Below are 18,182 nucleotides of genomic sequence, written 5' to 3'. Positions count from 1 at the left end.
AAGCTTTTAATGCCGTTTGTGCATATCCAGCAGGTATAAGCAGCTATTAATACGATAGCAAAATAATAAACAGGCCAGAGCGGCCAGCGCCTTGCGGCACCGCGCCGGCCCGGTCCGCTTTATTTGGCCAGCACCGATTCCCGGTTGGTCGCCACCTGCGCTCGGGTGGTTTCAGTGGCCGCTTCAAGCCGGCGCTCCTTGCGCTCGATCAGGGCGCGCTTGTACTCGTTCGGGAACACTTTCACGAACTTCAGGCGCGACACGCTCCAGGTGTCCAGGAGTTCCCTGGCGCGCTTGCTGCCGGTCCAGCGGTTGTGGTCCTGCAGCAGGCGCTTGAGCTGCTCTTCGTCGCTTTGGCCGGCATGCCAGTCGGAGGGGTCATGGGTATGCTGCTCGGCGGTGGTGACCACGCGGTCCATTGACACCATAGAGGTGTTGCAGCGTGTCGCAAACAGGCCGTCCTCGTCGTACACATAGGCCACGCCGCCGCTCATGCCGGCAGCAAAGTTACGGCCGGTCTTGCCCAGCACGGCGACCGTGCCGCCGGTCATGTATTCACAGCCATGGTCGCCCGTGCCTTCAACAACCGCCGTCGCGCCCGACAAACGCACCGCGAAACGTTCGCCGGCCACGCCGCTGAAGAAAGCCTCGCCGGTGGTCGCGCCGTAGAGCACGGTGTTGCCGACGATGGTGTTTTTATGCGAGTCGCCGCGAAAGTCGATGCTCGGGCGCACCACGATGCGACCGCCTGAGAGGCCCTTGCCGGTGTAGTCGTTGGCATCGCCAATCAGGTACATGGTGATGCCCTTGGCCAGGAAAGCGCCAAACGACTGGCCGCCAGTGCCTTCAAGCTGAATGCGCAGCGTGTCGTCCGGCAGGCCTTCCGGGCGCAAGCGGGTCAGTTCGCCCGACAGCATGGCGCCCACGGTGCGGTTGACGTTGCGCGCCACCTCGATGAACTGGACTTTTTCACCCTTTTCCAGCGCGGCCTTCGATTTCTCGATCAGGCGCACATCGAGCGCATTTTCAAGGCCGTGGTCCTGGTTCATCACATGCAGGCGCGGCACATCGGCGGGCACCTGCGGCTGGTAGAACAGGCGGCTGAAGTCCAGGCCGCTGGCCTTCCAGTGTTCGATGCCTTTTTGCATGTCCAGCAGATCAGGCCGACCGATCAGGTCGTCGAATTTGGCGATGCCAAGTTGCGCCATCAACTGGCGGGCTTCCTCGGCGACAAAGAAGAAGTAGTTGACGACATGCTCGGGCTTGCCACTGAACTTCTGGCGCAGCACCGGGTCTTGCGTGGCGACGCCGACCGGGCAGGTGTTGAGGTGGCATTTGCGCATCATGATGCAGCCCTCGACGACCAGCGGCGCGGTGGCAAAGCCAAACTCGTCGGCGCCCAGCAATGCGCCGATGACCACATCGCGGCCGGTTTTCATCTGGCCATCGGCCTGCACGCGAATGCGGCCGCGCAGGCGGTTGAGCACCAGTGTCTGCTGGGTTTCGGCCAGGCCGATTTCCCAGGGCGAGCCGGCATGCTTGATCGATGACCAGGGCGAAGCGCCCGTGCCGCCGTCATGGCCGGCAATCACCACATGGTCGGCCTTGGCCTTGGCCACGCCGGCAGCCACCGTGCCGATGCCGGTCTCGCTGACCAGCTTGACGCTGATGCTGGCGCGCGGGTTGACGTTTTTCAGGTCGTGGATCAGCTGCGCCAAATCTTCAATCGAATAGATGTCATGGTGCGGTGGCGGCGAGATCAAACCGACGCCGGGCACGGAAAAACGCAGCTGGCCGATGTACTCGCTGACCTTGCCGCCGGGCAGCTGGCCGCCCTCGCCCGGCTTGGCGCCCTGCGCCATCTTGATCTGGATCTGGTCGGCCGACACCAGGTATTCAGCGGTGACGCCAAAACGGCCTGACGCCACCTGCTTGATGCGTGAACGCAGCGAATCGCCGTCCTGCAGCGGCAGATCGACTTCCACGACTTTTTCGCCAATCACGCTTTTCAGCGTGTCGCCGCGTTTGATCGGGATGCCCTTGAGTTCCTGGCGATAGCGGTTGGGGTCTTCGCCGCCTTCGCCGGTGTTGCTCTTGCCACCGATGCGGTTCATGGCCACGGCCAGCGTCGCGTGGGCTTCGGTGCTGATCGAGCCCAGCGACATGGCGCCGGTGACAAAGCGCTTGACGATTTCCTTGGCCGGCTCGACCTCGTCGATCGGGATGGCCTTGCTCGGGTCAATCCTGAACTCGAACAGGCCACGCAGCGTCATGTGACGGCGGTTCTGGTCGTTCACAAGCTGGGCGAATTCCTTGTACGTGTTCCAGTTGTTGGCGCGCGTCGAATGCTGCAACTTGGCAATCGTGTCGGGCGTCCACATGTGGTCTTCGCCGCGCACGCGCCAGGCGTACTCGCCGCCGGCGTCCAGCATGTTGGCCAGCACCGGGTCGTCGCTGAAAGCGGCCTTGTGCATGCGCAGCGCTTCTTCGGCAATGCCGAACACGCCCATGCCCTCGACCTGGCTGGACGTTCCGGTGAAGAACTTGTCAACCGTCTGGCGGTTCAGGCCGATGGCCTCGAACAGCTGCGAGCCGCAGTAGCTCATGTAGGTAGACACGCCCATCTTGGACATGATCTTGGACAGGCCCTTGCCGATGGCCTTGGTGTAGTTGTAGACCGCTTTTTCAGTGCTCAGGTCGCCCGGCAGGCCTTTCGACAGCTCGGCCAGGGTTTCCAGTGCTAAATAGGGATGAACCGCCTCGGCGCCGTAACCTGCCAGCACGGCGAAGTGGTGCACTTCCTTGGCCGAACCGGTCTCGACCACCAGCCCGGCAGTGGTGCGCAGGCCCTGCGTGACCAGGTGCTGGTGAATCGCCGACAACGCCAGCAGCGCCGGAATCGCAACCTGTGTGGCGCTCAGGGCGCGGTCGCTGACGATCAGGATGTTCTTGCCGGTCGTGATCGCATCGACCGCTTCGGCGCACAGCGACGCCAGCTTGGCCTCGACGCCTTCGCTGCCCCAGGCCAGCGGATAGGTGATGTCCAGGGTATAGCTCTTGAACTTGCCCTGGGTGTGCGACTCGATGTCGCGCAGCTTTTGCATGTCGGCATTGCCCAGCACGGGCTGGCTGACTTCGAGCCGCATCGGCGGGTTGACCTGGTTGATGTCCAGCAGGTTCGGCTTGGGGCCAATGAAGGACACCAGCGACATCACGATGGCTTCGCGGATCGGGTCGATGGGCGGATTCGTCACCTGCGCAAACAACTGCTTGAAGTAGTTGTACAGCGACTTGTTCTTGTTCGACAGCACGGCCAGGGGGCTGTCGTTACCCATTGAACCGGTGGCTTCCTCGCCATTGGAGGCCATTGGCGAAAGCAGGAACTTGATGTCTTCCTGGGTGTAGCCGAAGGCCTGCTGGCGGTCCAGCAATGACAATTCGTTCAGTGCAGGCGCGGCTGCATCGCTTTCCTTGGTCTTGCCAGCCACGTCGTCGAGCCGGATGCGCAGGTTCTCGATCCACTGCTTGTAGGGCTTGCTGTGAGACAGCGTGGCCTTGATTTCCTCGTCATCGACCATGCGGCCCTGTTCGAGGTCGATCAGGAACATCTTGCCGGGCTGCAGGCGCCACTTGCGGACGATCTTGTGCTCGGGAATCGGCAGCACGCCGGACTCGGACGCCATGATGACGAGATCGTCGTCGGTGACGCAGTAACGCGAGGGGCGCAGGCCGTTGCGGTCGAGCGTGGCGCCAATCTGACGGCCGTCGGTGAAAACGATGGACGCCGGGCCGTCCCACGGCTCCAGCATGGCGGCGTGGTATTCATAGAAAGCCTTGCGCCGCTCGTCCATGGTGGTGTGCTGCTCCCACGGCTCGGGAATCATCATCATCACGGCCTGGCTGATCGGGTAGCCGGCCATGGTCAGCAACTCCAGGCAGTTGTCGAAGGTGGCGGTGTCGGACTGGCCGGCAAAGCTGATCGGGTAGAGCTTTTGCAGGTCGGCGCCGAGCACCGGCGACGACATCACCCCTTCGCGCGCTTTCATCCAGTTGTAGTTGCCCTTGACAGTGTTGATCTCGCCGTTGTGGGCCACGTAGCGGTAGGGGTGGGCCAGCGGCCACTCGGGAAAGGTGTTGGTCGAAAAACGCTGGTGCACCAGGCCGAGTGCAGACACACAGCGCGCATCAGACAGGTCCATGAAGTAAATGCCCACCTGGTCGGCCAGCAGCAGGCCTTTGTAGACCACGGTGCGGCTGGACATGCTGGGAACGTAGTATTCCTTGCTGTGCGTCAGGTGCAGGCGCTGGATGGCGGCGCTGGCGGTCTTGCGGATCACGTACAGCTTGCGCTCCAGCGCGTCCTGGACGATCACGTCGTTGCCCCGGCCGATGAAGATCTGGCGCAGGATGGGTTCCTTGGCGCGCACGGTCGGCGACATGGGCATGTCCTTGTTCACCGGCACGTCGCGCCAGCCGAGCAACACCTGGCCTTCGGCATGGACAGCGCGCTCCAGCGCCTGTTCGCAGGCCATGCGCGACGCATGTTCCTTGGGCAAAAACACCATGCCCACGCCGTATTCGCCCGGTGGCGGCAAGGCAATGCCTTGGACGGCCATTTCTTCGCGGTACAACGCATCAGGCAGCTGGATCAGGATGCCAGCGCCGTCGCCCATCAGCTTGTCGGCACCCACGGCGCCCCGGTGGTCAAGGTTTTCAAGGATCTTGAGGGCCTGCTCGACGATCGCATGGCTCTTGTGGCCCTTGATATGCGCCACAAAGCCAACACCGCAGGCATCATGCTCGTTGGCGCCCGCGTACAAACCGTGTTGTTCAAAGTGCTTGATTTCAGCAGCCGTGGTCATGGCAATTCCTTGTCAGTGGGTAAGCAGTAAGCATCGATCAAGATCGTCAGTCCTGCTTGCCTGGGTGTTTCAAATTTCAAAAGATGAGCATAGCGCATGCCAGCTTTCACATCAAATTTTTTAATCAGGGTCAGATTCCTATTAAATACGATTATTTTATAAATCTTGGTATATAGGGACATATCAAAATATATAGCAAACTATGCATTGTTTGTAAGCAAAATTGATGGTTTTAGCCAATTTTATGAACCAATACAGGTCGTCCGGCTTTAGCTTGCACGACACGGCGGCTTGTCTGCTTTTTCAGCTTTTCCACAAAACGTTCATCGCCCATGGCCCAGCCACCCAGCGCAGCACGGGTCATTTCCTGCTGCTGTTCCAGCGCAATCCCCTGAGAAACGAGCGCCGCATACGCCGCTTCGCGCGAAAACGGGGTGTTGCCCAGCGTCCAGAATAGAGCATGCGGCGTGACCAGCCGGTCTGCCCGCTGGCCAACATAGTGCGCATGGCTGGACCACGGGTAGGCACCCGCTTCCTTGACGAGTCCGGCGCGCACCGGATTGAGGTCGATGTAGGCCATGCACGCCAGCAAATAGCGGTCAGTGTCGATAACGGTTGAGCGGTAACGCCCTTCCCACAGCGTGCCTGTGCGCCCTTGGCGGTCGTTGAAATACCGCACATAACGCCGTCCAACCGCCTGCATCATCAGCGGCAGGCCATCGGCCGTGGTCGGTGTGGCAAGCAGGTGGAAATGGTTGTCCATCAGCACATAGGCATGCACCGCAACAGCAAATTTCTGGGCGTTTTCTTGCAGCAGCGAAAGCAGCATCTGGAAGTCGGCGGCCGCTGAAAATATCGCCTGCCGGTTATTGCCGCGCTGGATGATGTGGTGGGGGTAACCGGGAACGGTAAGACGGGGAAGGCGGGCCATGAATTGCATCACCAGAAGTTCGCGCCATGATAAGTTGATCTGGCCAACTCCCAGATAACCTGATGCCTGCTTGCTTGTTTGCTTTCGCGCTGGTGGTGGCCAGAAAGCGAAGCAACGCAGCGACGGGTTTTAAGCGGATGGGAATTACCTGATGATCTTTCCGTCAGGTGTGATGCTTACCAGGTCAATGGCGCGTACCGATTCGTATTTTTTGGGTCGCAAATTGACCCGGAAACCACCCAGGTCGTAGTCGCTCATGGAAGAAAATGCTTTGCGCAATCCAGCCCGGTCCGGCTTGCCGGTGCCTGCACTGCTTCGTCGCACACCTTCGGCAAAGCAACTGGCGGCGATATAACCTTCAACACTTTCGTAGCTAGGCGCCTGATCGGTCTGGTTCAGCACCTTCAGGTATTCCTTGATCAGCGGCATGGCGGTACTGCGCGGAGAAGGAACGACCTGAGAAATAACAATACCGCCAATTTCCTTGCCCAGCGCACTAAACAAGGGATCAATGCCGACCACCGAAAAGGTCAGGAACTGACCACCATAGCCGCTGAGCCGCATTTTTCGGATAAAGGCTGCTGACGTGTTGAACAAGCTCACCAGAATGATCGCCTGGGGCTTGGCCTTTGCCAGCTGTGCAACAGCTGCATCGACCTTGTCACTGTTGACCGGCGACAAGGCACTGGCCACGAGTGGCGGACGTTTCAGGTCAACCAGCGCCTGGTTGACGGCTGCCAGGCCGGCACGCCCCATGGCATCGTCTTCAGCGAACACGGCGATTCGTTCCTGATTGAGGGTTGCGCAATGGCGCGCGACTTTATAAGCCTCGTCGGCCAGCGCCGGGCGCACATGAAACACGTTGCTCAGAGAAGGGTCGTGCAATGCGTCCGAAGCCGCGAAGGGTGCAAAAAACAAGGCGCCGGAAGGTTTTGCCACGGCATAGGCCGCGTCGCAACTCGCTGTACCGGTAAAGCCAAACAGCGCATCGACCCCGTTCTTGATGAAATTTTGAGCATTGGCAGCGGCCCTGACGGGGTCGTAACCGTCGTCAAGTGCCTTGACATCGATCCGGTAGCCACCCGCACCGCCTGCGGCATTGAGGGCATCAAAGCAGAGCTTCGCGCCATTGAGGTAAGCCAGGCCAATCTGGTCTGCCATGCCTGTCAGTGGTACAGACTGCCCCACTGTCAGTTTCAGGGTGTTTTTTCCGGTTTGTGCACGCAACGCGGGGCTGGCAATGACCGCCGTGGCGGCAACACTACTCAGCATGATCTGGCGACGATTGAACTTCATGACATGGCCTTTGAGATAAGGTTGACCAACAGACTTTTGATACATGGTATTTCAAATAGTCATAGAAGTATTAATTTGTGTTTTAGTCCATTCAGGAATTTTGTGTTGGGCGTTGTTGATTCCCCAAAATCGTGTCTATCCGCGTACACCTGAGAACTTTGCTGCAAACTACTCAAGTTGCCGTTCCAGTGACAGCCCGATAGCACAGCAAACCGAGGTGACCCAACCGGTCGATTTCCAGCCTCCTACCTGCGCCACCATCCATGCCACCAAAGGCGGACCCGCAAACTGGCCCAAAGCCGGCAACTGCCGCACCCGGGCGCCGAGCATGCGTTTGAGGCGTTCGGGCCGAACCAGCCAGCGCACCAGTCCGGACGCGTGCAGCAGCACCGAAAAACTCCCTAACCTTCCAGCGCGCGCTGCCAACAGCGAAATACTTAGGGATGTACTGCATAACACTCGCGAGGATGTGATGGTGCGGATCGGAATGGGCCGCAAGGCGTCTTTTCTTGCCAATAGCTGCGCTATCAACAAAAAAGCAACGCAGCGGACCTTCCGATAAGTTGTGGGCATTGCCGTGCGTGCGTGCGTGTGAGTCGTGCAGCAGTGGTGCGGCCTATCAGTCCATGCCATAAAAGAAGCCATCTTTGATATGCCGTTGCACCGCGAATTTACGGTTCCAGTCACTCAAGGGTGGCTGCGCAGAGTGCGCACGGGTAAGCCGACTGACGCGCATAAACGCGGTGGAGAAATAAGTGCCCCAGAAAAGTCCAAGTTTGACTCGCTGGCACGAGCGTGGCGTTGTGCTGCACACCGCAGAGCCCAGACAACAAGGTTGCCACTGGGTTGTTTAGAACACCCATGGGGACACAGTAAATCAATTTTCTCCGGTGCACCAATTTCAAAGAAGAGGCAGACACCCCGATACACCGATGTTGGTGCCAGCGCCAGTAACCATGTTGTTGAAATCGCTCAGTGGATAGGGCCAACGTGTTGCATGCGTGCCCATTGCACAGCGTAGCTGCCCATTATTTAGACACTGCCACGCAAAGGGTATATTGCCCAGACGATGGGCATCACCTAAAGGAGAAAACGGCATCCAAGTCGCTGCAAAAACGGCTTTTGCAGTCGATGAAGACGGGCTAATGTCAAAGACGCTTGCCGATCGTGTTGAAAACTAACGCGTTAGCCAGAAATAAACAAGGTGGTCGACCGCTGGCAAATGCGCAGGTTTACTGAACTGATTAACTTTAATATATCGATCATTCGGCTTATAATTGCGGAAATTAATATGCAATTGCCTGTTAAAGCGTGTTAATTTTTTAATTAAAAAGGCCCAGCAAACTGGGCCGATTAGAAAATAATTTTTTGAGTTAAAAACAGCTCATAGGCCATTTTTCGTGTTCATTATATCCAAAGCAATTTATAAATGAATAAATTGGCTTCTCTGGAAATAATTTAGTGTATTGAACAATACTAGTACTCACAATTCTATTTTTTTGTCGGTTGCCATCAGAAAAACTAATTTGACGTTGCTTTGCAAATAAGAAATATGGATTTCCATCAATTTTGTCGCGTGTCCAACGGTATTTACCGCCGCAAACACGATCAACATTGCCGGCACCAAAACGGTAGGACGGATACTCGCAAGTTTGCATGTATATGACCCGACTTAAATAGTAACTCGGTATGAGTTTACCTAGTTGTGTAATTGCCTGAAGACAAGTTGACGTGTCACCTTTATTAACCTAAGTTAGTATAAATAAACCATCAGTAATATTTTCAACCCCGCAAACTCGACTGCCTGCCTCTGCTGCAGCAGGCGCGGAATAAAGCGCAGGAACAATTGCGGAAATCGCCAGTAAAACACTCGAAATTTTCATTTTAGATAATATTTTCAGCATGAAATTCAATTAGTTAATTTGTTAATTATTTTCACTTTGCAATATAAATTAGCAAGCACTCACTCGCTAAGAATAATTGCAATTTTATTTTAAGATTTCTGCTTACTTTAAGTCAACATTTACTTACATTTTTTAAACGAACTATCTGAGCAAAAGGAACTCGTTGGTCGGTTTTTCACCACGACAAGTGTGATCCTGGGGACATCCTGCAAAACCTCCGGGTCAGTCTGACAGGCACGGACGAGGCATGGCATCCGCGCAGCCCATGAAGCAAAGCCACCTTGATCTGAACTTTGGCGTCAAACGAACCCGCAAGCAAGAGCTGCTCGCCCAGATGGAGCTCGTGGCTCCCTGGGCTGCCTTGGTCGAGTTCATTGCGCCGTATTACCCTAACGCAAGAACGGCCGCCCACCCTTTGCCCTTCAGACCATGCTGCGCATCCACTGCATGCAGCCAATGGTTTCGCCTGTCGGACCTGGGCATGGAAGAAGCCTTCTTTGACACCCCGCTCTACCGGGAGTTTGCCCAGCTCAATGCCCATGGACGCCTGCCCGATGAGAGCACCATCCTGAGGTTCCGCCATCGACTGGAGAGATACAAACTGGCAGAGCAGATGCTCGCCACAGTCAATGTGGAGTTGACCCGTTTCCACGGACACTGCGAGCTTGCTCATTGAAACTCAGGGATTATCTGGGTTTCGGTGTTGACGGTGTTGTCGTCGTGATGTTTCTTTTCAAAGTTATTGGGCGAGAGGTAGTTCAAGGCCGAGTGGCGCCGGTGCGGGTTGTACCAGCTCTCGATCCAGCTGAATACGGCCAGGCGTGCCTCGGTTTTGGTTTTCCAGCTGCGCTGGGCAATGAGCTCACACTCCAAAGTAGCAAAAAGCTCTCGGCCATGCGTTGTCATAGGCGTCCCCAACAGTTCCCATGGAAGGACGCCCACCCATTTCCTTGCAGCGATTGCCAAAGGCAATGCTCGTGTACTGGGTGGATTCAATCGGTCGTCGCAACACCTTACTCAAGGAGATGTTTATGGGCCGACCTGCAAGTTGGATGCAGAAATTGACGGGACGGGATGCGATGCGGTCACCTGGAGCGCCGTCGCAATCAAATAACGGGCAACGCGCAACTCGTGAGCGGTGTCAAGGGCCAGGGCGATCACCGCCAGGATGACCGGTCAGGCGGGGAAAACCGCATGGCCCATGAGCCGCTCATGTTCTTTGCCGGCAAAGCGGTCGGTCATGCCGGCGATGTAGTCGGCCACGACGCGTTCGGGGATTGCACCGGCTGCCTGCCGACCGTCGCGATTGTCAAAGCGATCAAAGCGGTCGATATGCGCCTGCGGCATCTGCGCCGGGTCGGTCATGTAGGCGTCGAACAAATCGCGCACCACCTGCTGAGCCGCCTGCGTGGTCTGCACAACCTGCGGGTGGCGGTATAGATTTTGTAGCAGAAAACGCTTGAGAGACGTGGACTGCAAGGCCATTTCATCTGAAAAGCAGACCAGACCCGCGTGCTGGCGAACCGCCAAAACATTGATCGGCGCGGCCTGCGCCAGCGCCCGCCCGCTTGCATCGATGACGTCGTAAACCTGGGCGCTGAGCATGCGCCGTATGGTTTCAAACAGCAGTCGCCGGCCCTGCAGCCGGGGGTAGACGGCCAGGGTTTCTCGCCGGTAGCGGCTGAACAGCGGCACGTCTTCCAGTTGCTCCAGGCTCAACAGGCCAGAGCGAACGCCGTCGTCCATGTCATGGGCGTTGTAGGCGATTTCATCGGCCAGGTTGGCCAGTTGCGCTTCCAGGCCGGGTTGTCGCCAAGCTGGTTCGGCACCGGGCTGATCGACAAACCGGCGCGCCACGCCACCCGGCTCTCTGGCCTCGATATGCCGGGCATTGCGTTTGGAGCAGTGCTTCAAAATGCCTTCGCGCGTCTCGAAGGTCAGGTTCAGGCCATCGTAGTCCGGGTAACGCTCTTCCAGCGCATCGACGACGCGCAGGCTTTGCAGGTTGTGCTCGAAGCCAGCGCTGTCCGGGTTGGCTTTCTTCAGGCAGGCGTTCAGCGCATCCTGACCGGCATGGCCAAACGGCGTGTGGCCCAGGTCGTGCGCCAGGGCAATCGCCTCGACCAAGTCTTCATTAAGCTGCAGGGTGCGGGCCATGGAGCGGCCGAGCTGCGCAACTTCCAGCGAATGCGTCAGCCGGGTGCGAAACAAATCGCCTTCATGGTTCAAAAAAACCTGGGTTTTGTAAACCAGTCTGCGGAACGCGGTCGAATGCACGATCCGGTCGCGGTCGCGCTGGAAGTCAGAGCGCGTCGGCGCGACCGGTTCAGGAATGCGGCGGCCACGCGATTGGGCCGGATCACAGGCGTAGACAGCCAGATTCATGGTTTATGCGTAAAAAAGGCTGTTAGCGCAATATGGACAAGCACAAGCAGCTATAAATTTCATAGTAAGGTGCATTACCCGTTGATCAGGCACAGCACAGGTCGATGACTTCGCGCACCAGCGCATCGGGCGCAGCGCATACGGCGGCCTTGCCGGGGCCGTCGATTACCACGAAGCGAATCTCGCCGGCTTCGGACTTCTTGTCCACGCGCATCAATTCGAGGTAGCGCCCGGCGTTGTCGGCGCTGGAAAGCACCGGGCCCTTGACCGGCAGCCCGGCGCGCTCGATCAGCGTGCGCAAGCGACTGACAAAAGCCGCATCTACCTTGCCCAGCCGCTGCGACAGATGCGCCGCCATCACCATGCCGCAACCAACGCCTTCGCCATGCAGCCATTTGCCGTAACCCAGCCCGGATTCGATCGCATGGCCAAAGGTGTGGCCGAAATTCAAAATCGCCCGCAGGCCCGACTCGCGCTCATCCTGGCCGACGACCCAGGCCTTGATCTCGCAGCTGCGCCGGACCGCGTGCGCCAGCGCGGCGGGCTTCTTTGCCAGAAGCGCATCGAGGTTCACTTCCAGCCAGCCCATGAATTCCATGTCGGCAATCGGCCCATACTTGATCACCTCGGCCAGGCCGGCGCTCAGTTCGAGGTCGGGCAATGTCTTCAGCGCGTCCAGATCGCAGACCACCAGTTGCGGCTGGTAGAACGCGCCCACCATGTTTTTGCCCAGCGGGTGGTTGATGGCGGTCTTGCCGCCGACCGACGAATCCACCTGCGCCAGCAGCGTCGTCGGAACCTGCACAAACGGCACGCCGCGCATGTAGCTGGCGGCGGCAAAGCCGGTCATGTCGCCGACCACGCCGCCACCCAGCGCAAACAGCACGGTCTTGCGGTCGCAGCCGTTTTCAAGCAGCGCATCAAAAATCAGTTGCAGCGTCGGCCAGTCCTTGTGCGCTTCGCCATCGGGCAGCGTGACCAGCAACACCCGGGCATAGTGCGCGCGCAGGGCTTCGGTCAGTTGCGCCGCGTACAAAGGCGCCACGGTCGTGTTGGACACCACCAGTGCGGTTGCGGCTTTGGGAAGGTGCTGGTACGTAGACGCCTGACCCAGCAAACTGGTGCCGATCACAATGGGGTAGCTGCGCTCGGCCAGGTTGATGTTGACCTGCGCCGTTGCGGGAGAGAAAGAAGGATTTGCGTGCATCACCGAAGTGTAGAGGCACTTTTCGGCAGGGATTGACGAGCTGCTGTATTACGCGGTGTTAAGGGTCAACACTGCTGAATGGCGCGGCTTCATGGCCCCGGAACAATGCCCGCCAGTTCGAGTTGCATGGCGATCATGTTGACCAGCGTGGACACCGAAGGGCGGCCGGTCTCGATGACGAAATGCGCGGTTTCGCGGTACAGCGGATCGCGCTGGGCAAACAGGTCGCGCAGGCGGCCCAGGGGGTCGGCGACCTGCAGCAAGGGACGGCTGACATCATGGCGGAGGCGGCGAAACAGTTCTTCGGGTGAAGACCGCAGGTACACCACATGGCCCCGGTCATGCAGTCGCTGGCAGTTGGCCGGGCGCAGCACCGAACCGCCGCCGGTCGAAAGCACCCCGCTTGTCTGCTCCGTCAGTTCGTTAATAACCGATTCCTCTACATCGCGAAAGCTGACTTCCCCTTCCCGCTCGAAATAGTCCCGTATGGAGCAGCCGAGCCGCTCCTCGATAACGTGGTCGGAGTCGAGAAAAGGGAGCTTCAACCGCCGGGCGAGTTGTCGCCCGACGGTGGATTTACCGGAGCCGGGGAGGCCTACTAGTGCAATCAATATAAAAGGCTTCAGATTTATTACTTCGGGTACGTAACGTTGATCAGTGGCAAGGTTGTCACGCGCGATCCAGCCCTAAACTTAACTTCGACTTGAGCCGTTGCAGTCCCAGATCCAGTTGGATTACATGCCGGGCTCAACGTGGTATTCGATGCGTCGAATTCTAAAGATACAGGGGTTCTTTGAGTTACCAAATCCAAAACTGGTGAACCTGTTTTCACAGAACCGGTAAAGTCAGTGGTGATACCCTTGATCTCGATTATTGTCCCCGAAGGCGCAGGAAAACCAGTTGGAGTACCAACAAACGCTGACACCGTAAATTTGCATACATTTCCAGGTGCGCTAAATATATTGATGATCGAACCTCCCGATGCCGCAGAATAGAGATTGACTAAATCGAGATTGGAAACTGTAAAGTCGAGAAAACCGCTAACGGCAACTCCATTACCTATCTGTGTGGAAGCTACCACGCGTGCACGTTCACCGTCAGCGGGACGGGGGTCTTGAACGGTATACATAACATTACAACTACCATTAAGAGTTGTGCAACCGCCTCGGGAGGAAGTGCCTACAGCACCAAAATTTGCTGTAAACACGACGGGCACGCCATCGGCAACGGGGTTTCCGTTGGTATCAACAATAGCCACAGTGATCTCAGAACTATCGCCAGTGATTCCGAAATTCAAGTTGTATTTAGTGGCGGACAAATCGAACCCTGCTTGAGTTACGACACCCGTTGTCACCAAAAGTTGATCCGACTGGGAAGTAATAGACGAGGTGTCTGATCGAGTAACCGTAGCCTTGATCACTACGGCCGTCGCCACGCTCTTAGATGACACCGTTGTGACTACAACGCCATCAGCATCACTGGTTGAACCGGGGATATTCAATGTCACGTCATTTGCTGGCACTACCGCGAAGGTGACAGTAGCGCCTTTCACTGGAGTATTGTTTTTGTCAACCACACGAAACCGCAAGGTTGCCGACTCCGATCGCCCATTGCCACCTGCACCGGCCAGAACGATAGATTTGTCAGCAGGATTTACATCTAAAAAATTCAATGCATTAGCCAATGCTTGAGGATCTGGCGCTGTAACTCCTCCCGTAGGCGCACTGGTCACTGCAATTGATTTTTGCGCAGCAATTGCACCTCCAGAAACCGTAGCGGAAGCACTAACAGTCGTTGCGCCGACTGAAGACGAGGAAGCCGCACGAATCTCAACGCTAGCAACTCCGCTTGCGTCAGTCAAAGCCGTCTTGGAGGCTGGCGCGAAAGAAAGCAAACCAGAACCAGTTTCGGCAAAGGTGACCACCGCCCCAGGGACAGCTTTACCTGCAGCATCTTTTAAAGTAATCGACACTTTGGAAATCTCAATTGCCGAAATAGAGTTTGTTGAGGCGCCAGCGCCGCTAATTACATCCATGCTCATAGATGCAGTCGCTGCTGTTTGTGTATCGCCAGTTGCAGAGGTCCCACCTGAAGCAGTAGTACCCGCACTTCCGCCCCCACCGCCACAAGCCGCCAAAGCTATCACTATCGCCGTGACCGATAAGCATTTTAAAAACTTCATTTCACTCTTCCCTACTTCAGAAATAAATTCTTGTTATCGCGCAGCAGCGCGGTCCGTAATCATCTTGGGCGTGATGAACACCAGCATTTCCTGTTTTCGGGAAGTGCGTTCGCGGCTTTTGAACAGGTTGCCGAGGTAAGGCACATCGCCCAGCAGCGGAACCTTGGTTTCATTGTTTGTTTCTTCGAGCGTGAAGATGCCGCCAATCACCACCGTGCCGCCGTTCTCAACCAGCACCTGCGTCTTGATGTGCTTGGTATCGATGGCAATGCCGGCGGCCGTGGTTTCGCCGCGGCTGTCCTTGTTCACGTCCAGATCCAGGATGATGTTGCCTTCGGGCGTGATCTGCGGCGTGACTTCGAGTTTCAGGTTGGCTTTACGGAATGCCAGCGACGTGGCGCCGCTGGAAGTGGCAGTCTGGTACGGAAACTCGGTTCCCTGCTCGATCAGCGCCTTGACCTGATCCGCTGTGACGACGCGGGGGCTGGAAACGATTTTTCCCTTGCCATCGGCTTCAAGCGCTGACAGTTCCAGATTCAGGAAGCGATTGGCTGCTGCGTTGAAGATCGACACCGCAAACGAAGCTGCATTGTTGGCAACGCCCAGCGTTGAGGCGGGAAAGCTGACGAAATTCCCGCTGGTATCGGCAGCCGTCGCGTTGTAATTAGTGCCCAGCGTGACATTGGTATTGCCATTGGACAAGGCACCGGCTGCGCCGATCATGCCGCCGCCAAGCCTTACACCCAAGGACCGCCCAAACGTGTCAGACGCCTCGACAATTCGTGCCTCGATCAGTACTTGCCGAACGGCAATGTCCAGTTTGCCAATAAGGCTTTGCACCTGCTCCAGCCTGGAAGGAATGTCGGTGACGAACAACTGGTTGGTTCTTGGCTCGGCGATCACGCTGCCCCGGCTGGACAGTATGCGTGCAGTGCCTGCACCCACGCCGCCAGCGGAAATCTGCACGGCAATTTCACTGGCCTTGGCATAGTTGATCTGGAAAGACTGGGTGCGAACCGCTTCCAGGCTCTGGATTGCAACGCGAGATTCCAGTTCCTGCTTGTCTTTGGCAGCGAGTTCATCTTTGGGGGCAATCAGCAGAACATTGCCGGTCTTGCGCATTCCCAAGCCCTTGGCCTGCAGAATGATGTCCAGCGCCTGGTCCCAAGGCACGTCTTTCAAACGCAAGGTGACCGAACCGGTGACTGTGTCCGAGGTGACCACATTGAAATTAGTGAAGTCGGCAATCACTTGCAGCAGAGAACGAATTTCGATGTTCTGAAAGTTAAGCGATAACTTTTCACCATTGAAGCCCGTGCCCTGCGTGAGCTTGTCGGGATCTATTTTTTGCGGACGCACTTCCAGCACAAACTGGTTGTCACTCTGGTAGGCGCTTTGCTCCCATTGGCCAGTGGGTTCCACCACCATGCGAACCTTGTCGCCCACCTGCGAGGTGGTCACGGTTTGCACTGGTGTTCCAAAATCTGTGACGTCGAGTCGGCGACGCAGCCCTTCGGGCAAGGCAGTTTTCAGGAACTCCACCACGACAGTCTTGCCCTGCTGGCGAATATCAACACCAACCTCGTTGTTCGGAAGAGCAACCACGATGCGGCCAGAGTTATCGGGACCGCGCCGGAAATCGATATCTTTGAGCGGCAGCGTATCGCGGTTACGGCTTTCTGCAAACACCGGTGCTGCAGCCATCGAAGGCGCAGCAATGGCTTGAGAATCCAGAATGATGAGCAACGACTTGCCTTGCAGTTCGGCCTTGTAAGCGGTGGGAGTTTTCAAGTTAAGCACGACGCGGGTACGCTCGCCGGCCTGGATTACGTTGGCTGAGCGCATGTTGCCCAAGTTGATTTCAATCGCCGAGCGGCCCAGGGAATTGCTGACCCCTTGAAAGTCAAGGGCGATGCGGGCAGGTGCCTGAATGCTGAAACCCGTGGGTACGCTGGTTAGTGGTTCAGTCAGTTCGATCCGGATCACTTCCGAGCCACCCTGCACCGACCCCGAAACCGCCTGGATAGAGTTTTCTGCTTTTGCCAGAAGGGGCATGCTGCTGGCCGCTACCATCACACTTAGCAATGCACAACGCATGCCGTGTCTAAACAAACGCGGCAGACTCTCTTGCGCCCTCGCCCTCACTGCCAATTCCGCTGCCTGTTTGTTCATTTCTTTTCCTCTAGAAGCTGTAAAGTCGCGGGGCGCTCTGTCCATTCGCCTGCTGCGTCCTGCACGATTTCACGCAGCACCACACTGGCCTCGGTCACGGAAGTAATGCGGCCATAGTTTTGGCCTAGATAATTGCCGACGCGGACCTGATAAATCAGGTTGTCAACGCGTAGCAGTGCCACGGGCTGCCCGGCTTTTGTCAAACTGCCGACCATGACCACGCTGTCCAGAGGCGTTGCCTCCAGCGGCTCCTTGCGGCGACTCAGTTCCGGTGTGATCAGCGCTGCATTGAATGTTGCCTGGCTGGAATCGCGTTTGAGTGCCAGCACCAGTTTCTGGTTGCTGAAAGGCTCTATCGATCCTTCCTGGTCATAGGTTTGCGGCGTGAATTTGGTCGGTGGCTGCAAAGGGGAGACCTTGGATCGGGTGATGTCGCGTTGAGCGCTCATCCATTGCTGCAGTTCTTCATGATCCGATGAACCACATGCTGCCAGCAAAAGCAGGCTGCACGCCATGGTCAAGGCAAGAGATTGCCGTATCGCACTCATTGCTTGGCTCCATTGGCCAGAGCATTCTTGCGCTGCTGCGCAATTTCTTCACTGTCGAGATAGCGGAAGGTTTTTGCCGTCGCGTCCATGACCAGGTTCCCGTCTTTTGCCGGTGTAATGGCCATATTGTTCAGCGTCACAATGCGCGAGAGGTTGGCAATATCGGCTGCAAATTCACCCATGTCGTGGTACTGGCCCGTGACCCTGACCGCAATTGGCAACTCAGCGTAGTAGTCCTTGATAACCACCTGCCCCGGGCGGAACAGTTCAAACTGAAGGCTACGACCCAGTCCGGCCTGATTAATGTCCGACAGCAAGGCGTCCATTTCAGCCTTGCTGGGCAACTGCTTTTCAAGCTGCGTTACATACTGTTGAACCTGTTCGCGCTGTCTTTTCAGCGCATCCAGATTGATAGCTTGTGTAAGCTTGCCGGTGTAGTCCTGACGAAGCTGAACTTCCTTGGTCTTTTCCGCAGTCAGTTCTTCATTCACTGCACTAAGCCATACAAACCATAGCGCGACCACCATCGCGGCCGTAAGGGCAACACACAGAAGATAGCGCGGTAAAACGGGCCAGGACGATGGATCGTTTGGGTCCAGTCCGGTAAACTGGTTCTGGATGCGACTTTGGAAAGCCGAAAAATCAAAGACAGGAGTGGACGTTTTTTTTACCATGATCAATTCATTCGTCCCGCA

The 18,182-nt window shown here is 56.9% G+C and carries 13 protein-coding genes and 1 pseudogene; 1 reads left to right on the top strand and 13 read right to left on the bottom strand.

Annotated elements, in window-relative coordinates:
* Positions 1 to 119: 119 nt before the first annotated feature.
* The 5 genes from H4V98_RS05900 to H4V98_RS05880 form a co-directional block, all read right to left on the bottom strand.
* Positions 120 to 4,862, bottom strand: a complete 4,743-nt coding sequence (locus H4V98_RS05900; RefSeq protein WP_280757334.1) for a glutamate synthase-related protein — start codon at positions 4,860 to 4,862, stop codon at positions 120 to 122.
* Between the two features lie 232 nt (positions 4,863 to 5,094).
* Positions 5,095 to 5,793 carry a transposase gene (locus H4V98_RS05895; RefSeq protein WP_196863015.1) on the bottom strand — a complete coding sequence of 233 codons (699 nt, stop codon included), beginning with the start codon at positions 5,791 to 5,793 and terminating at the stop codon, positions 5,095 to 5,097.
* Positions 5,794 to 5,937: 144 nt separating this feature from the next.
* Positions 5,938 to 7,089: an ABC transporter substrate-binding protein gene (locus H4V98_RS05890; RefSeq protein WP_196863014.1), complete on the bottom strand. Its 1,152-nt coding sequence runs from the start codon at positions 7,087 to 7,089 to the stop codon at positions 5,938 to 5,940.
* Between the two features lie 168 nt (positions 7,090 to 7,257).
* Positions 7,258 to 7,479: a hypothetical protein gene (locus tag H4V98_RS05885; protein ID WP_196863013.1), complete on the bottom strand. Its 222-nt coding sequence runs from the start codon at positions 7,477 to 7,479 to the stop codon at positions 7,258 to 7,260.
* Between the two features lie 1,358 nt (positions 7,480 to 8,837).
* Positions 8,838 to 8,993, bottom strand: a complete 156-nt coding sequence (locus H4V98_RS05880; protein ID WP_196863012.1) for a hypothetical protein — start codon at positions 8,991 to 8,993, stop codon at positions 8,838 to 8,840.
* A gap of 247 nt (positions 8,994 to 9,240) precedes the next feature.
* Between H4V98_RS05880 and H4V98_RS05875 the strand changes: the two genes are divergently transcribed.
* A complete protein-coding gene (locus H4V98_RS05875; protein WP_255532153.1) occupies positions 9,241 to 9,669 on the top strand; it encodes a transposase in 429 nt (142 codons plus the stop codon).
* Here the strand turns inward: H4V98_RS05875 and H4V98_RS05870 are convergent.
* From H4V98_RS05870 to H4V98_RS05835, 8 genes and pseudogenes are all read right to left on the bottom strand, one after another.
* Positions 9,663 to 9,987 (bottom strand): annotated as a pseudogene (locus H4V98_RS05870) (integrase core domain-containing protein); the annotation flags it as partial. The gene H4V98_RS05875 and the pseudogene H4V98_RS05870 overlap by 7 nt on opposite strands.
* Positions 9,988 to 10,169: 182 nt before the next feature.
* Positions 10,170 to 11,378, bottom strand: a complete 1,209-nt coding sequence (locus H4V98_RS05865) for a deoxyguanosinetriphosphate triphosphohydrolase (protein ID WP_196863010.1) — start codon at positions 11,376 to 11,378, stop codon at positions 10,170 to 10,172.
* Positions 11,379 to 11,463: 85 nt separating this feature from the next.
* Positions 11,464 to 12,585: a 3-dehydroquinate synthase gene (gene aroB, locus H4V98_RS05860; RefSeq protein WP_196863009.1), complete on the bottom strand. Its 1,122-nt coding sequence runs from the start codon at positions 12,583 to 12,585 to the stop codon at positions 11,464 to 11,466.
* An 89-nt stretch (positions 12,586 to 12,674) separates the two neighbouring features.
* Positions 12,675 to 13,199: a shikimate kinase gene (locus H4V98_RS05855; RefSeq protein WP_196863115.1), complete on the bottom strand. Its 525-nt coding sequence runs from the start codon at positions 13,197 to 13,199 to the stop codon at positions 12,675 to 12,677.
* 17 nt (positions 13,200 to 13,216) lie between these two features.
* Positions 13,217 to 14,626, bottom strand: a complete 1,410-nt coding sequence (locus H4V98_RS05850; RefSeq protein WP_280757333.1) for a hypothetical protein — start codon at positions 14,624 to 14,626, stop codon at positions 13,217 to 13,219.
* A gap of 174 nt (positions 14,627 to 14,800) precedes the next feature.
* The gene (locus H4V98_RS05845; protein WP_231374677.1) at positions 14,801 to 16,822 is read right to left on the bottom strand and encodes a type IV pilus secretin PilQ; all 2,022 of its coding nucleotides are present in this window, start codon (positions 16,820 to 16,822) and stop codon (positions 14,801 to 14,803) included.
* 113 nt (positions 16,823 to 16,935) lie between these two features.
* Entirely contained in the window at positions 16,936 to 17,487 is a 552-nt protein-coding gene (locus H4V98_RS05840) for a pilus assembly protein PilP (RefSeq protein ID WP_196863006.1), read from the bottom strand.
* Positions 17,484 to 18,161 (bottom strand): type 4a pilus biogenesis protein PilO, encoded by a 678-nt coding sequence (locus tag H4V98_RS05835; protein WP_196863005.1) that lies wholly within the window; start codon positions 18,159 to 18,161, stop codon positions 17,484 to 17,486. The genes H4V98_RS05840 and H4V98_RS05835 overlap by 4 nt, the downstream gene beginning before the upstream one ends.
* Positions 18,162 to 18,182 lie beyond the last annotated feature (21 nt).

This window comes from Polaromonas sp. CG_23.6, assembly GCF_029892315.1.
GTDB lineage: Bacteria > Pseudomonadota > Gammaproteobacteria > Burkholderiales > Burkholderiaceae_C > Polaromonas.
Note: the sequence above shows the minus strand (reverse complement) of the source record. Positions and strands in the feature narration are given on the sequence as shown.